Source organism: Thermosyntropha lipolytica DSM 11003, assembly GCF_900129805.1.
GTDB classification, from domain to species: Bacteria; Bacillota; Syntrophomonadia; order Syntrophomonadales; family Syntrophomonadaceae; genus Thermosyntropha; species Thermosyntropha lipolytica.
In genome coordinates, this window is record NZ_FQWY01000003.1 from 58,316 (window position 1) to 72,662 (window position 14,347).

Genomic DNA, 14,347 nt, shown 5'->3' on the forward strand with positions numbered 1-14,347 from the left:
AATTTATGATAGTCCCAGCAACTTCATAAAGGCATCTCCGGCTGGTTTTACGAAAAAAAGGATGCGGTTAGGATTGGGCAAAAAAGATAGATTAAAATGTATTTCTATACTGTATAGGAAAGCGGCTAAGATTAAAAAAAGGGCCACCAGCAGGTCTTTCCAGCTTCTTTCCTCTCTTATTTTTTTTATTTCCAGGATGGCAAAAGTTATCACCATAGTTATTACCAGATAAAGCATGGATTATCCCTTTCTCCTTTATTGTTCTTGGGGCTGATATACTTTATGGATAAGATAGGTATTTTTTATTTTCGCCTGGACTTCTACTTCATAATCTATTTCCGGATATACCTCTTTCCAGTTGGTGCCGATTTTCTCCCATTCTTCCGGCATATAGCGGTAAACAGCCAGGCCAAATCCCAGTATATCGCTGTTAAGCTTTTGGGCTTTTTCCACACAGGCGGTAATATCGCCTGTAATCTGCTTTATGACCTCCTTTTCTAAAACGGCTATTTTTTCCGGGGTAAGTATTTCTTCTTTTCCCTGAATGCCCAGAATATTAAGTTCGGCTTCGGTTTTAAGGGAAATTATAATTTGCGCATCTTTTTTTACCGGTTTTATGCTGCTTTTAAAACGGGTTATTTCCAGGTCTATAGACCGGCAGCCGGCAAAAGGGGACTTAAGGGTAATAATGCCTCCCTGGGGCTTTTCCGGCAGTAAAAAGCGATAGCCCCGGCTTTCTTTTTCATCAAGGCTGCCGGTCATTTTATCTCCATTGAAGACGGCCATCCCTTCGATGGTTAAAATATTGTTCCCTTTTATATCTTTAGTTATTACTACCTGAGGAGCGATAGGATCTATGCCGGGGGTAGCGAGACGCGAGAGAAAATGCAGCATATCCATCCTGGTATAGCTGCCCAGCATAGTTTCCTGGAATTCGAGTATTTTCATGATACCACGCGAAGAGCAGAGAGAAAGAGGACAGCTGCTTTGAAAAATTTGCTCAGGCTTATCATAAGGGCTTATAAGGACAATAACATCATGTCTGACATTGCGGTTGCGGGCAAAGAAGTCAGCTATTCCTCCCAAACCGCGATGGGCCAGCTCGCCGCCAATGATTAACACATCGGCATGTGACCATAAAGGCAGGCGCGGGACCATGAGCATGACCCGGCGCGCCCCCTCGGTTATACTTTCTCCCTGGGTAGATATGTTTTCTACCTGCTGGGTAAAGGAAATTGGCTTTTGCGGTTCTACCGGTTTGTTCAGCTGGACCGTAAAATCCAGGCTGCCTTCTTCATTGCTATCTATCCCTATTCCGGCACATATTGCCGTCTGGGTAGTTTCTATGCGGTCATAACAGCCGCTTAACAGGGAAGAAAAGAATAATATTATGATAAAAAAGCTTAATTTTTTGGGCATAGCTACTCCCGCCTGTATTTTATATTTTAAGCTTATAGACCTCAAAGAGAGGTGCTATAGGATTAAAAATAAGCTTTCCCTTAAACTGGGCCAGGCTAAGATAAACCCCCAGGGAAAAGACTATAAGGAAAATTATGATTTCTTTATACAGCCTTTTTTGATACAGAAAAGGCAATTCCAGGAAAAGTATGGCTAAATATAAAATTATAAGCAGAGCAAGCAGCATAAAAATCTCTCCTTCTGTTTAGGGAGTGGATACAAATGATTTATCAGTAAGATAAGTGCGCCGCAGCTTGAATTTTACCTCTATCTGCGGCTTGACCCGGGGAAAAATTTCCGGCCAGTCTTCGGCGATTTCCTTCCAGAAGTAGGGATAGTCATTTTCCACCAGTTTCCCCCAGCCAAAAACATCGGCTTTAAGCTTTTGGGCCTGGCGAATAGAAAGGTTCATCTGCCTTTTTATTTCGGCTTCAGTAGCTTTTTCAATATCTTTAATGCGGGAAAAGGTTAAGAGGTTTTCGCTCCCCGTTTGTTCATAAAAATTTCCCTCACTGTTCACCTTTATTTTTACGATAATTTGTCCTTCTCTAACTTCTGCTTTGGCCTGGGTGGTGATGTTTATAAACTCTAAAGTCATGAGGTTTTGCGGATTTACAGGTGAAGGGACATTTATGATGCCTCCTTTTTTAGTCCCGGGGTAGATAAACCGGTAGCCCCGGCTTTCTTCTTCGTTGAAATGGCCTACCATCCTGGTGCCCAGGAAAACAGCGGAGCCGTTTACCATAAACAGCTCTTTTCCGCCTTTATTTACGGCAGTAATCTGGGGAACCAGGGGTTCAATACCCGGAGCAGAAGCTCTTTTGATAAAATCGCCCAGGGATACTGGTGTATATATGCCCAGCACCTTTTCTTGAATATCAAGAATGTTGACTATGGCCTGAGCGGGAAAAGGTTCTAGAGGCGGCTTGATTTGCAGTATTTTTTCCGGGGAGGTTTTATGGGCTATTACCAGGGAACTGTTTTTACGCACATTCGGATTACGGGAGACAGTATCGATGAGAAAATTTATATCTTTAAAAGCCAGTTTTTCACTTACCAGAATAGTATTGGTATAAGTCCACAAAGGCATACGAGGAAGGGTAAGGTTTATTTTACGAGCCGCCTGCACCAGAGATTCTCCGGTTTCCGTCAAGACCAGAAACTGGGGTTCACTATCTTCATTTCCGCTTTCGCCGGGAGCCGAAGGTTTGGCTATCTGGACACTCAGCTTTATTTGGCCTTTTTCCTCTTCCACCCCTATACTCAAAACAGCTGCCGTATTGTTGATGTCCCGGGTTTCACAACCTATAAGGAAAAGGGAAAAGATGATAGGGATTAAAAGAAGGACAGGTTTACTCCTCAATGTTTTTCTCCTCCTCCCTGGCGGTTTTGCCGCACATAATTCTGCATTCCTTCCAGATAAGGACGGTGGAGATTGGAGAACCAGGGACGCCTTACCACCACGTCAGTCATCTGTTCTAAGTTGGCGGGAGCTAGAGGAGAAAGATAAGGAAGCCCCAGGCTGGATAAGGATGCCATGCGCGTAAGCATGAGGATGAGAACGATCATTATGCCCAAAAAGCCCAGTACACTGCTGGCCGCCAGAAATCCGAAGCGGGCGATGCGGTTTATAATACCTGCATTATAGGCCGGAGTGACAAAAGATGCTATTCCCGTAGCGGCTACGATTACTACCATAGGGGTGGAGACTAGTCCGGCTCTAACCGCAGCATCTCCGATAATAAGAGCCCCTACAATACTTACGGCTGGGCCTACTGCCCGGGGCAGACGCAAACCGGCTTCCCGCAGGAGTTCAAAGGTTATTTCCAGAAGAATAGCTTCGATAAAGGCAGGAAAAGGGACACCCTGCCGGGTAGCAGCTATGGTGAGATAAAGAGCCGTCGGGATCATTTCGTGATGGAAAGTTATCACGGCTACATACAGAGAAGGAAGCAGGAGCGAAATCCAGAAAGCCACAAAACGCAGCATACGAAAAAGGGAAGCCGGAATATAGTTGTTGTAATAATCTTCTGGCGAAAGCCAGAACTGGGGGAAAGATATAGGCATAATTATAGCCATCGGCGAGCCATCTACCATTATGCCCACCCTTCCTTCCAGGAGATGGGCAGCTACGCGGTCAGGCTTTTCCGTATGTTCTACCTGGGAGAAAATAGTATTTTTATGATCAACAATAAATTCTTCCAGCATGGCAGAATCCAGAATGCCATCGACATCAATTCTTTTAAGTCGGGCTTTAACTTCTTCCACCAGGCCCGGGGGAGCAATTCCTTCTACATAACAGAGCACCACATCGGTTTTCGTAACTCTCCCCAGAATAAAGGCCTCTATTTTAAAATTGCTGCTTTTTATGCGCCTTCTTAAAAGAGCCGTATTAAAGCGCAAGGTTTCGGAAAAACCTTCTTTGGGACCGAATATGACAACTTCATTATCCGGGGTTTGGATGGAGCGGGTCTGCCAGGAACGGGTGCCGGCAGACAGGGCTCTATCATAGCCATCAATGATAAGTATGGTATCTCCAGAACTTATATGGTGTACTATTTCTCCCAGAGTTGAAAGCTCTTTTACCTCGGCTACAGCTACTATGCTGTTTTTTATTTTCAGGAAAAGATGGCCCTGATCTTCTAAACCGGGATCTATATTAACCATCCCTATTTCCAGGATAAGGGGTTTTATAATATTTTCTTCTATTTCCCTGCGGTCAGTAAGGCCGTCAAAGTACAAAACCAGCCCTTTATGCCCCCGGGAACCGAAGGTAAACTCCCGGAAAACAGCATCCGAGCAGTTAAAAAGGATTTTTTTAAGACCGCTTATGTTTTCCTCTATATCAGAGGATATAGGATGGTTGATAAGTTCGTGAGAGGTGAGAAGGGACAGATTTTTTTTATTTATATAGCGCATATATTTTACCTCCGGAAAATAATTAGCCTGAATAGAGGCCTGACAGGATATAGTTTAAGCCGGTAAAGGTCAGCTTATGCAGATTGGCATCTATTCAGTTTTATTTAATTCAGGTAGGTGGGGAAATGGTCTTTTATTTCTAAAGGAGAGCTTGAGGAGGGATAAGGCTTTTTCCAGGTGATGAAAAATAGCAGCAAAGGGATGAGGAAAAAGAAGATAAACAGCAAAACCGGGGCGATATGGACGATGATGATATTAAGTTCCAGGATATTACTGGCCATTTGCAGAGCCAGGACGGCAATGATTAAAGAAGAAGGGGAGGCCAGGAAACGGTATTCCTGGAGATTAAATACGAAACTGGTGGTTATGCAGAACAGGAAAAGGAAAAGGGTGGAGCTGCCGAATATGCCGATGACCCAGAGGCCGATAAAGATAGCATCCAGGTTAGTTATGAAATCGGCAATGTTGATGATGCGTACCACGATAAAGGTAGGAAAGGTAAAAAGTTTGGCGGCATGAGCGCCAAGCACCATTATAGTAGCTATGGTGATAGAGCTTATGAGGGTGATAAAAGTAAATAAAACTTTAATCATTATAGAGAAAGAAGCTTTTTTATCCGGGATAAAAAAAGCTAAAAAAAGGATAGCTGTAAGCTTAAGTATTTCACTGGTTAACATAAAGACGGCGCGGAAAAAGGATTCCAGGCTGTTTATGTAGGCAAAAGGCAAAAGATTTTTAATATCCGGGTGCTGAAAAAAGGAAAGGAAGGCTATGGTAAAAGCAAAGCTTAGGCCCAGGATTACGATTACTTCACACATGCGGGCAAAATTGCCCAGGCCAGTTTTAACCGCCAGACAGCTGCACAGAAGAAGCAGCCCTAAAAATATGGTTATGGGGGTCTGGGGCAGAACATTAGTTTCTATAAAATCTATAAACAGGCGCAGGGAAAAAGAGGTAAAGAACAGGAAAATAAGGGAGTACAAAAAGCCTATTATTTTGCCTGCTTTGGGGCCTAAGTGTTCTTCCAGCATAAAAGGAAAAGGAAAAGTGCTTTTTTGAATAATATAGTGAAAAATATAAATGATGAGGATGCCGGGTATTATAGTAGCGACTACGGCTAAATAAGCATTGTTTAAAAGAAGATCGATAGCATATTTGCCTACCTGAAGAAAAGCTATAGGAGCACAAAAAAGGAGCAGCATACAGTAAACCTGAAAATTGCTTAATCTCAACATATGTTTCATCCTCTTGTTCTGTTTAATTTAAAAGGTATTATTCCCCTAGCGGGCAAAGTTAAACCTGGTCTGGCGCCAACATTACTTGTGCAAATTTTAACATGCAAAACTTGTCAAACCTTGGATTTACAGGACTTATTTTTTTGTAGGGTAATGGCAAAAAGTGAATAAAAGGGGATTTTTATTTATATACTATGATTGAGAAAAAAAACAACATTTGCAATTTTTTAAAAAAGGAGGGAAGAGTGTAAATTGAAAGCAACAGGGATTGTGCGCCGGATTGATGATTTAGGCAGGGTAGTTATTCCCAAAGAAATAAGAAGGACTTTGCGCATTCGCGAAGGAGATCCGCTGGAGATTTTTGTTGATCGGGAAGGGGAAGTTATACTGAAAAAATATTCTCCTATAGGTGAACTAGGGGATTTTGCGAAAGAGTATGTAGACTCACTGCATGAAACTACCGGGCATATAGCTATGATTGCCGACCGGGATGTGATTATAGCCGTAGCTGGAGCCAATAAACGGGAATTTATGGGAAAACCGGTAGGCAAGGCTGTAGAGAGAGCCCTGGAAGAAAGAAGGACTTTACTCATGAAAGAGATAGAAAACCCGGATGATGAAAATGTGCATATCGTACAGACTGATGACCGGGAATATACTATAAAGACTCAGGTTATAGCTCCTATCATATCCCAGGGTGATCCGATCGGGGCAGTAATCATTGTCAGCAAAGATGCCGGAATAAAAATGGGCGATTTGGAGGTTAAGCTGGCGGAAACGGCAGCAGGCTTTTTATCCAAGCAGATGGAACAATAAAAGAGAAAGGCAAAAGGGCGATCTTATTTATTTAAGATCGCTTTTTTGTGCCGGAATACCTCTTATTTAGAAAAGCATACTATGTTATAATATCTTTCATGGAAAAATGGGGAGGATAAACGTGGAAAAAAAGCAGACTTTCCTCAAAGGAGCTTTGATTCTGAGCATTGCGGGAGCTATAAGCAAGCTGTTGGGAGCTATTTACCGCATACCTTTAGCCCGCATGATTGGAGCTGAAGGGATTGGCCTTTACCAGATGGCTTATCCTATATATACAACTATTCTGGCCCTGGCTACAGCCGGGGTGCCGGTAGCCATCTCTATAATGGTGGCCCGCAAAGAAACGGAAGGGTATAGCGGAGACAGTTTTAAGATACTTAAAGCATCACTATTTATCCTTTTTATTATAGGGCTTCTGCTTACCCTTATGGTAATACAGGGGGCAGGGATACTGGCTGATTATGTGCTTAAAAACCCGCAGGCTTATTATCCTATCCTGGCAGTGTCTCCGGCTATATTCCTGGCGGGGCTTATGTCGGTGTTCCGCGGATTTTTTCAGGGGCATCAGTCTATGGTCCCTACAGCTGTTTCGCAAGTAGTAGAACAGCTTTTCCGGGTTACAGCTGTACTCATTCTCGCTTATTTTCTGGTAGATAAGGGGATAGAATATGCTGCTGCCGGAGCTACTTTTGGTGCTGTCATTGGAGGGGTAGCCGGTCTTATAGTATTGATTTTTTACTATATAGCCTTTATCCGCCGGCATGACATAAAATACGCTAATCTGCTTTATTCGGGAGAAAGCACCGCCAGCCTGGGTCGGAAAATGATAAAGCTGGCTATACCGGTATCGGTAGGAGCGGTAGTCCTGCCTCTGGTGCAGATGCTGGATGCGATAATAGTGCCGGGCCGGCTTATAGCCCTTAATTATACCGTATCCCAGGCTACTGCTCTTTACGGGCATTTATCAGGGATGGCGGCTGTTTTAATAAGTCTGCCTACTATTTTTACTATATCTATTGCTACCAGTATGGTGCCGGCTATTTCTGAAGCCCAGGCCAGGAATGATAGAAGGCTTCTTATCGAAAGGTTGAATTATGGCTTCCGCGGAGGGATGCTTATCTCGTTCCCCGCGGCCGCCGGACTTTTTGTTTTAGCCTTTCCCATATGTGATCTCCTTTACGGGGCTGCCGAGGCAGGAGCGGCTTTAGAACCGCTGGCTTTTTCTGCTGTGGTGCTGGCTGCTTTCCAGATATCAAGTGCCGGGCTGCAGGGCATAGGCAAACCAGAAATTGCTATGCGCCATCTGGTTATTACCGGAATTTTTAAAGTAATATTCAACTACAGCTTGACCAGTATTCCGGCTCTCAATATCAAAGGGGCAGCTATAGGTACAGTTCTGGCTTTTTGCCTGGGTTCTCTTTTAAACCTGATTTATCTTAAGAGATATACCGGCATCCGCTATGAAACAGGAAGGATGCTTAAAATACTGCTGGTTACGGTAGTAATGGCTATAACGGTAAAAATTTCTTATCAGTATCTGGTGGCTTATGATGTAAGTTCTCATTTATCTACTCTTCTTGCTATAACCTGGGGGGTAATAGTATATGGCATCCTGCTCCTGGTAGTAAGAGAGCTTGATATAGCTATGATAAGAAAAATAATAAAAGGAGCTTAGAAGAGAGGAGAAGATTATGGGGCGAAACGGTGAAGCGATAGAAGAACTGCTGGAAGTTATGGACAGGCTCCTGGGGGAAAATGGTTGCCCCTGGGATAGGGCACAGACCCATGAGAGCCTTTTGCGCTATCTGCTGGAGGAGACTTATGAGGTGATAGAAGCAGTTAAAGATGGCGATATGGATAAATTAGAAGAAGAACTGGGAGATCTTCTTCTGCAGGTAGTTTTTCATGCAGCTCTGGCCAGGAAAGAAGGCTTTTTTGATTTTGCCGATATAGCTTTAAGGATAAAAGATAAAATGATAAAAAGGCATCCCCATGTTTTTGGTGAAGACAGGCTTTCTACCCCTGATGATGTTATGGAGGTCTGGGAAAAGTTCAAGAAGAGGGAAGGCAAAAAATATATCCTAGAAGGGATTCCATCTATGCTGCCGGCTCTGCTCAGAGCCTATAAGATACAGGAAAAAGCAGCCCGGGTAGGATTTGATTGGCCGGATGTAGAAGGGGCCCTGGATAAATTTAAAGAAGAAATAGAAGAATTGAAAAAGGCCCGGGATAGAGAAGAATTAAAAGAAGAGATAGGGGATATATTTTTTGCCCTGGTAAATATTGCGCGTATGCAGGGGATAGAGCCGGAAGAAGCCTTGCAGGCTACCAATGACAAATTTGTACGCCGCTTTAACTATGTCGAAGAACAGGTTAAGGCCAGCGGGCGTGATTTTTCCGGGTTTACCCTGGAAGAGCTGGATGGTTTCTGGGAAAAGGCCAAAAAAATAGGTTTATAGATGGAGAAATGAAGCAGGAAAAAAGAGATAAATGGCGAATAACCATAATATACCACATCATAATTGAGGAGGGATACCTTGAATAAGGCAGATTTAGTAAGCAAGGTAGCAGAACAAACCGGTATGACCAAAAAAGATGCGGAAAAATTTGTGGGGGCTTTTTTGACGACGGTGGAAAGCGCTCTTAAGGCAGGAGATAAGGTGCAGCTTGTCGGTTTTGGCACCTTTGAAGTAAGGGAGAGAGGAGCACGCAAAGGAAGAAATCCCCAGACGGGAGCAGAAATTGAAATCCCAGCTGCCCGCGTACCGGCATTTAAACCTGGTAAAGCATTGAAGGATGCGGTTGTATAACTGATGCGGCTGGATAAATTCCTCAAGATATCCCGGATAATAAAGCGGCGTACGGTAGCCAAGGAATTCGCCGAAAGCGAACGTGCTTTTATAAATGGGCGTTTGGCCAAGCCTTCTTCCGAGGTGAAAAAGGGGGACATAATTACCCTTAAAATGGGGGATAAGGAGCTCACCTTTGAAGTTCTGGATGTCAGGGAAAATGTAAAGGCCAATGAGGCGAAAAATTTGTACCGGATTATAGAATAAAACCAGGGGTTTTCCCCTGGTTTTTTGTTTATGCCGGTTTAAGGCTAAAAGATGCCGAAATCGCTTACTTCCCGGTATTTGGCGGCATCATCCACATAATAGGCTTCCTGGTCAAAATAAGAGACCTTGAGCATATTTTGCCCTTTGGCTCCGATAAGGGAAGGGCCGTACATGAGGGCAAAACCGAACTGGTTATCCGGGGAAGATAAGGCTATGGAATAATCTTCATGGCCGTAAATGAGCAGGGGATTTATAAGCTGAAAAGAATGGGCGTATGGTTTTATATACATGCCATCAGCTTTAAAAAGAGCTCCCCGCTGTTTTTTGACAATAATATTGAACTGGCCGTCTAAAGGAAAGCTTACATATATTATGCCCGCTCTATTCTGGGGTTTTACTCCCTCTAAAATTTCTACGGCCTTTAAGGGAAGCACTTTTTCTTCTGATCTCAGGCCGTTTACCAGGCGCCGGTTTCCAATTATATAGTCGGAGAGCTTTTTCATGCTGCGCTGTACGCCGGTAGCCCCGTTTTCCTCTATATCAGCCAGTATTTCGCCTTCATCCAGTACCTTGTTCACTGCGGTTTCCAGGAGCAGGGAATTTACGTCATAATATTCGTTAAATGCTTCCATTCTGGCATAGGCATATTTGATTTCATGCCGGATGCGGTTTAGGTTCACATTTTTCCCTCCTTTGGCGAAAAAATCTCCCCTTATTGTAAGTCTTATTAGCTGTTAACGCAAGCTGATTGGAGGTTTATAAGTTATTTTTGTCTGCCCGGCTAGATATTTCTTTTTAAGAAGTCTTTTTGAATTTTAATCAGATTCACCTTTATTAATTCCCATTCTTCTTCAGCAAGGGGAGTGAACTTTGTTCCCCTGTTCATAAGAGGCATAGGGTCCCCTTCTGCGTCTTCAAAAAAAGTTAAGCTTCGCAGTATATGAAGTTTGCTGTATTTTACCGGATATTTTTTTTCTAAAAGAGTGAAAAGCAGGGACAATGATAGATTTTTTTTAGTAATGATAAAGTAAAGATCAATAAAATCCTTTTTGGCTCCTCGCTGGGAAATAGCAATCAATTTCATGGTCGCTATATCAAGATAGTTGGCGATGGGGCAGTTTGGAAAAAAGGCAAAGCTGTATAAAGGAGGATAAGGATAATAGAAAAAACTTATTTTTTGGTTTTTAAAGAGAAGGTGAAGGGTATCAGGTGCCTCGTCTATTATTTTAACTTCCTGCTCCTTAAATCTAGAGATGATTTCCGAAGACGAGAAGTTTTGGGTGGTAAAAAAATCAAGATCTTCAGATAATCTATGCCCTAGCTGAAGGGCAAGTCCAGTACCTCCTGCCAAATAAAATCCTTTTTCTTCCAGAACCTTGCTTTTGCTTATATTTTCCAGGCAGATCAAGGTTTCATGAGTTAGGCATTCCAGGAACAAAAAATCTCCTCCTTATCTATGTTGAAAAAATTGGCCACTAAAATAGCCGATTTTTTATTTATCTGCCGGTTAGTTTTAACTTCGTCAATAATTTCTTCTGGGGTATAGTTTTTTAAAAGCCAGGAAAAGTGTTCTAAATCACCAAAGTTAAGAATTCTTTCAATAATGTATTTGCGGTGTTTTTTTAAGTCTAGATCCTGTATGGCGGTATCCCAGAAAATAGACTTAAAATCGTAAGGTATGGGCACATTTATCACCTCTGGATATAACATCTTTTCTAAATTATGCCATATATTAAGCTTTTTTAGAAGCGATTCAGGGAGAAGATGTTTTCCGGTTTTTTTATTTTTGGCATAAAACAGCTTTCTTTTAGCATATCTTTTTTAAGAATAGTTTATCAGTTAAGAGGCTGGCTGATAGGGATAAAAATGATAAGGAGGGGAAAAATGGCTGAGCACAGCATAACTTTGACTGACCGCCGGTATATGGAGTTAACAGGAATAAAAAATGTAATTACTTTTGATGAAGAAGAGATTATTCTGGAAAGCAGTCCCGGACTTATTTTTATTGTCGGCCAGGGAATGCATATAACCATGCTCAACCTGGATGAAGGCAAAGTAAAGATTGAGGGAGAAGTCCAGAGCTTTCAATATAAACCCCAGGGAACCGACATAAAGACTAGGAGCAAGAATATAATAAACCGCCTCCTCAAATAAAAGCCAGGAAAGTTTATCAGCTTCTGCCAGCAGGTTGTTGATATGTAGATAAATTGTGGATAGTCTGTGCCTTGGCGGTGAAGGAAAGAGGAGGGGATTTTTTGTCCAGCCTGGTTTTTCAGATCGAGTGTTTTGCGGCCACACTAGCTTTAGGTATACTGGCTGGGTTCTTTTTTCATTTTTATCAGGGGATAATAACCAGGGCTAAAGTAGGGAATATCCTGCTTTATGTCCTGGATTTTTTCCTGTGGATAATTATGATAGGCCTGGTTTTTTTTCTCCTGCTCTTTATAAATGGGGGAGAGATAAGGGCTTATATCCTTTTAGCTTTGCTGGCCGGCATGGTTATCTATCTGAGCTATTTTAGCCACCGGTTGAAAAAATTTATCGATGGCAGTGCGGAAGGAATAGTACATAGCCTGGGGAAACTGGCCATAATAATAAAAAAACCCTGGTTAGGGGTAAAAAAATGGCTGGCTGCCCGCCCAAAGCCTCCCGCTGACGAAGAATAAAAAAATTTTTTGCCGGCAGGAATTTGCCTGTATATATAGAAACCATAAAAAATAATAAATTTGTCCACAAGTTGTGGAAAAAATGTGGATAGAGTGTTGAGGATATGAAAATAGAGATTAGAGGAGTAGAAAAACTCAGCTTCCGGGAAAGACAGGTAGTGGTGCTTAAGGAAATGGGAAAGAGCAATGCTGAGGTGGCTAAAATTTTAGGCATAAATGCCAGCACCGTGGCTACTTTGTATAACCGGGCCCGCAGTAAGGGATATGAAGTAGTTATAGTTCTTCCTGGTGATACTTTAGGTATTTTTGGGGGAGGAAAAGAAGATGAAGAATAGGAAAAAAGGCTCAGCCGTAAAGAAGATAGTGGTGCTTGTATTATGTGTCGTTTTACTGTTGCCGGTAGTCAGCAGAGCTAAGGTGGTGTGGGAACTGGAAACCAGGAAGAAAGCCCTGGAGGCACAAAAAGCGCAGCTTTTGGAAGAAAACAAAAGGCTTAATGAAGAATACCAAAGGGCTACTTCCCTTGAAAATATTGAAAGGATAGCCCGGGAAAAACTGGGTATGGTTAAGGAAGGGGAAAAACCCCTGGTTTTTTACCGGTAGAAGGCGGAATTCTGCAAAACAGTTGACTACTATCCCGCCATTTTATATTATTAACTTATACTATATGTAGGGGGAACTTAGTTTATATGCCGACTGAACAAACTAATATCGTTCCTGGCAGCATTCTGGAAGGCAAAGTCCAGGGGATCACCAGTTTTGGAGCTTTTGTCGAACTGCCGGGAGGAGTCGTAGGACTGGTTCATATTTCCGAAATTGCCGACACCTATGTGCGCGATGTTAAGGATTTTATCCGGGAGGGTGATGTGGTCAAGGTCAAGGTTTTGAATGTGGCCGGGAAAAAGATAGGCCTTTCTATCAAACAAGCAGTTGAAAAAGAACCAGCTCTTAAGGAGGCGAAAAGCAAAAATCAGCCTGCAGCAGGTAAAGGCAGTGCGGAGACCCTGGATGAAAAAATTGCCAAGTTTTTAAAAGAAAGTGATGAAAGAATGCAGTCTTTAAAGCTTAAACATGAGCCGAGAAGGCGAAACAGGCATTATAATGATAGATAGGAAGAACACCCTTTTTATAAGGGTGTTTTTTAATGGCATCTTTGGCAGAAAGGAGAAAGCAATGTGCGTTTAGGAGCAGTAGATGTAGGGACTAATTCTTGCCGGCTGCTTATTGCGGAAAAGCAGGGGGAAAAGCTGGTCCCGCTGTATAGAGGAATTCTTACCACCCGCCTGGGCGAAAACCTGCTTCAGACCGGAGAGATAGGGGAAAAAGCGATAGAGCGCACATCTAAAGCTCTAGCCGAATTTAAAAAAATCCTGCAGGAATATGGAGTCTTAAACTATCGGGCGGTTGCCACCAGTGCACTGAGGGAGGCGGCCAATCAAAGGCAGGTTGTGGAAGCTATTCTATCCACATGCGGCATAGAGATCGAAGTGATAAGCGGGGAAGAAGAAGCCTACTTAAGCTATCTGGGGGTAAAAAAAGGCCTGGGGTTAAAAGAGTCTCCTCTGGTAGTTGATCTGGGAGGAGGAAGTACCGAGTTTATACTGGGCAGAAGTTTTATGCTCTCACTGCCTCTAGGAGCGGTAAGGGCTACCGAAGGGAATATGGATTTTGCCATGATGAAAGAGGTTTTAACCCCGCTTATAGAAGCTAAGATAGATTTTTCTCCCTATTCCTTGGTGATGGTGGGAGGAACCGCGACTACCCTGGTGGCCATAAAATTGAAACTTACTGCCTATGATCCCGGCCTGGTACATGGACAGGTTTTGCATTATGAAGAGATTGCCGACATATATAAGCTTTTATCTTCCCTTTCCCTGGAGGAAAGGAAAAAGCTTCCCGGCTTGCAGCCGGAACGGGCAGATATAATACCTAAAGGGGTACAGGCCGTTTTGGCTGTTATGGAGGTACTGAAAAAAGATCAGATTATAGTAAGTGAAGCTGATTTAATGGAAGGCATGCTCTGGGAAATGTTGGGCAGCAGATAAGCAAACGGGAGTTTTTTTACCCTGCCTCCGTTTTGTTAGCCGACGGGGTAAAAATATCTCCATCTTTTCCTTTATTTGTATGAATTTTGGGGTAATAAAAATAACCTTCCCCCCAATATTTACAAATTTTACCACAAGCTATGGATATAATA

The 14,347-nt window shown here is 42.8% G+C and carries 20 protein-coding genes; 11 read left to right on the top strand and 9 right to left on the bottom strand.

Annotated features, from left to right (window positions below; genetic code table 11):
- Positions 1-3: 3 nt before the first annotated feature.
- The 6 genes from BUB92_RS01040 to BUB92_RS01065 all read right to left on the bottom strand — a co-directional run bounded on the left by BUB92_RS01040 (position 4) and on the right by BUB92_RS01065 (position 5,612).
- The gene (locus BUB92_RS01040; protein WP_073089053.1) at positions 4-237 is read right to left on the bottom strand and encodes a hypothetical protein; all 234 of its coding nucleotides are present in this window, start codon (positions 235-237) and stop codon (positions 4-6) included.
- 18 nt (positions 238-255) lie between these two features.
- Positions 256-1,419, bottom strand: a complete 1,164-nt coding sequence (locus BUB92_RS01045) for a Ger(x)C family spore germination protein (RefSeq protein ID WP_073089055.1) — start codon at positions 1,417-1,419, stop codon at positions 256-258.
- Between the two features lie 19 nt (positions 1,420-1,438).
- Positions 1,439-1,645 (bottom strand): hypothetical protein, encoded by a 207-nt coding sequence (locus BUB92_RS01050; RefSeq protein WP_084728249.1) that lies wholly within the window; start codon positions 1,643-1,645, stop codon positions 1,439-1,441.
- Positions 1,646-1,663: 18 nt separating this feature from the next.
- On the bottom strand, positions 1,664-2,821 hold the full coding sequence (locus tag BUB92_RS01055) for a Ger(x)C family spore germination protein (RefSeq protein ID WP_073089057.1): 1,158 nt from the start codon (positions 2,819-2,821) through the stop codon (positions 1,664-1,666).
- Positions 2,818-4,377 (bottom strand): spore germination protein, encoded by a 1,560-nt coding sequence (locus BUB92_RS01060; protein ID WP_084728251.1) that lies wholly within the window; start codon positions 4,375-4,377, stop codon positions 2,818-2,820. The genes BUB92_RS01055 and BUB92_RS01060 overlap by 4 nt, the downstream gene beginning before the upstream one ends.
- A gap of 104 nt (positions 4,378-4,481) precedes the next feature.
- On the bottom strand, positions 4,482-5,612 hold the full coding sequence (locus tag BUB92_RS01065; protein WP_073089059.1) for a GerAB/ArcD/ProY family transporter: 1,131 nt from the start codon (positions 5,610-5,612) through the stop codon (positions 4,482-4,484).
- A gap of 252 nt (positions 5,613-5,864) precedes the next feature.
- Between BUB92_RS01065 and spoVT the strand changes: the two genes are divergently transcribed.
- The 5 genes from spoVT (at position 5,865) to BUB92_RS01090 (ending at position 9,484) form a co-directional block, all read left to right on the top strand.
- Entirely contained in the window at positions 5,865-6,428 is a 564-nt protein-coding gene (spoVT, locus tag BUB92_RS01070) for a stage V sporulation protein T (RefSeq protein ID WP_073089061.1), read from the top strand.
- A gap of 121 nt (positions 6,429-6,549) precedes the next feature.
- Positions 6,550-8,103 carry a putative polysaccharide biosynthesis protein gene (locus BUB92_RS01075; RefSeq protein WP_084728253.1) on the top strand — a complete coding sequence of 518 codons (1,554 nt, stop codon included), beginning with the start codon at positions 6,550-6,552 and terminating at the stop codon, positions 8,101-8,103.
- A 16-nt stretch (positions 8,104-8,119) separates the two neighbouring features.
- Entirely contained in the window at positions 8,120-8,887 is a 768-nt protein-coding gene (gene mazG / locus BUB92_RS01080) for a nucleoside triphosphate pyrophosphohydrolase (protein ID WP_073089064.1), read from the top strand.
- A 78-nt stretch (positions 8,888-8,965) separates the two neighbouring features.
- Complete coding sequence (locus BUB92_RS01085) at positions 8,966-9,238, top strand: HU family DNA-binding protein (protein WP_073089066.1); 273 nt, start codon at positions 8,966-8,968, stop codon at positions 9,236-9,238.
- A 3-nt stretch (positions 9,239-9,241) separates the two neighbouring features.
- A complete protein-coding gene (locus BUB92_RS01090) occupies positions 9,242-9,484 on the top strand; it encodes an RNA-binding S4 domain-containing protein (protein ID WP_073089067.1) in 243 nt (80 codons plus the stop codon).
- Between the two features lie 44 nt (positions 9,485-9,528).
- Here BUB92_RS01090 and BUB92_RS01095 read toward each other — a convergent pair whose 3' ends face one another.
- The 3 genes from BUB92_RS01095 to BUB92_RS01105 all read right to left on the bottom strand — a co-directional run bounded on the left by BUB92_RS01095 (position 9,529) and on the right by BUB92_RS01105 (position 11,170).
- The gene (locus BUB92_RS01095) at positions 9,529-10,164 is read right to left on the bottom strand and encodes a hypothetical protein (protein ID WP_073089069.1); all 636 of its coding nucleotides are present in this window, start codon (positions 10,162-10,164) and stop codon (positions 9,529-9,531) included.
- 101 nt (positions 10,165-10,265) lie between these two features.
- Entirely contained in the window at positions 10,266-10,922 is a 657-nt protein-coding gene (locus tag BUB92_RS01100; protein WP_084728254.1) for a nucleotidyl transferase AbiEii/AbiGii toxin family protein, read from the bottom strand.
- On the bottom strand, positions 10,904-11,170 hold the full coding sequence (locus tag BUB92_RS01105) for a DUF6922 domain-containing protein (RefSeq protein WP_084728255.1): 267 nt from the start codon (positions 11,168-11,170) through the stop codon (positions 10,904-10,906). Before BUB92_RS01105 ends, BUB92_RS01100 begins: the two co-directional genes overlap by 19 nt.
- Before the next feature lie 198 nt (positions 11,171-11,368).
- Here BUB92_RS01105 and yabP point away from each other — a divergent pair, with 198 nt between their 5' ends.
- From yabP to BUB92_RS01135, 6 genes are all read left to right on the top strand, one after another.
- Entirely contained in the window at positions 11,369-11,638 is a 270-nt protein-coding gene (gene yabP, locus BUB92_RS01110) for a sporulation protein YabP (RefSeq protein ID WP_159432289.1), read from the top strand.
- A 101-nt stretch (positions 11,639-11,739) separates the two neighbouring features.
- Entirely contained in the window at positions 11,740-12,150 is a 411-nt protein-coding gene (gene yabQ / locus BUB92_RS01115; protein ID WP_073089073.1) for a spore cortex biosynthesis protein YabQ, read from the top strand.
- 104 nt (positions 12,151-12,254) lie between these two features.
- Complete coding sequence (locus BUB92_RS01120; protein ID WP_073089075.1) at positions 12,255-12,485, top strand: RNA polymerase sigma factor; 231 nt, start codon at positions 12,255-12,257, stop codon at positions 12,483-12,485.
- Entirely contained in the window at positions 12,475-12,753 is a 279-nt protein-coding gene (locus BUB92_RS01125; RefSeq protein WP_073089077.1) for an FtsB family cell division protein, read from the top strand. Before BUB92_RS01120 ends, BUB92_RS01125 begins: the two co-directional genes overlap by 11 nt.
- A gap of 86 nt (positions 12,754-12,839) precedes the next feature.
- Entirely contained in the window at positions 12,840-13,262 is a 423-nt protein-coding gene (locus BUB92_RS01130) for a S1 RNA-binding domain-containing protein (protein ID WP_073089078.1), read from the top strand.
- A 63-nt stretch (positions 13,263-13,325) separates the two neighbouring features.
- Positions 13,326-14,195, top strand: a complete 870-nt coding sequence (locus BUB92_RS01135; protein ID WP_073089080.1) for a Ppx/GppA phosphatase family protein — start codon at positions 13,326-13,328, stop codon at positions 14,193-14,195.
- Positions 14,196-14,347: the final 152 nt, after the last annotated feature.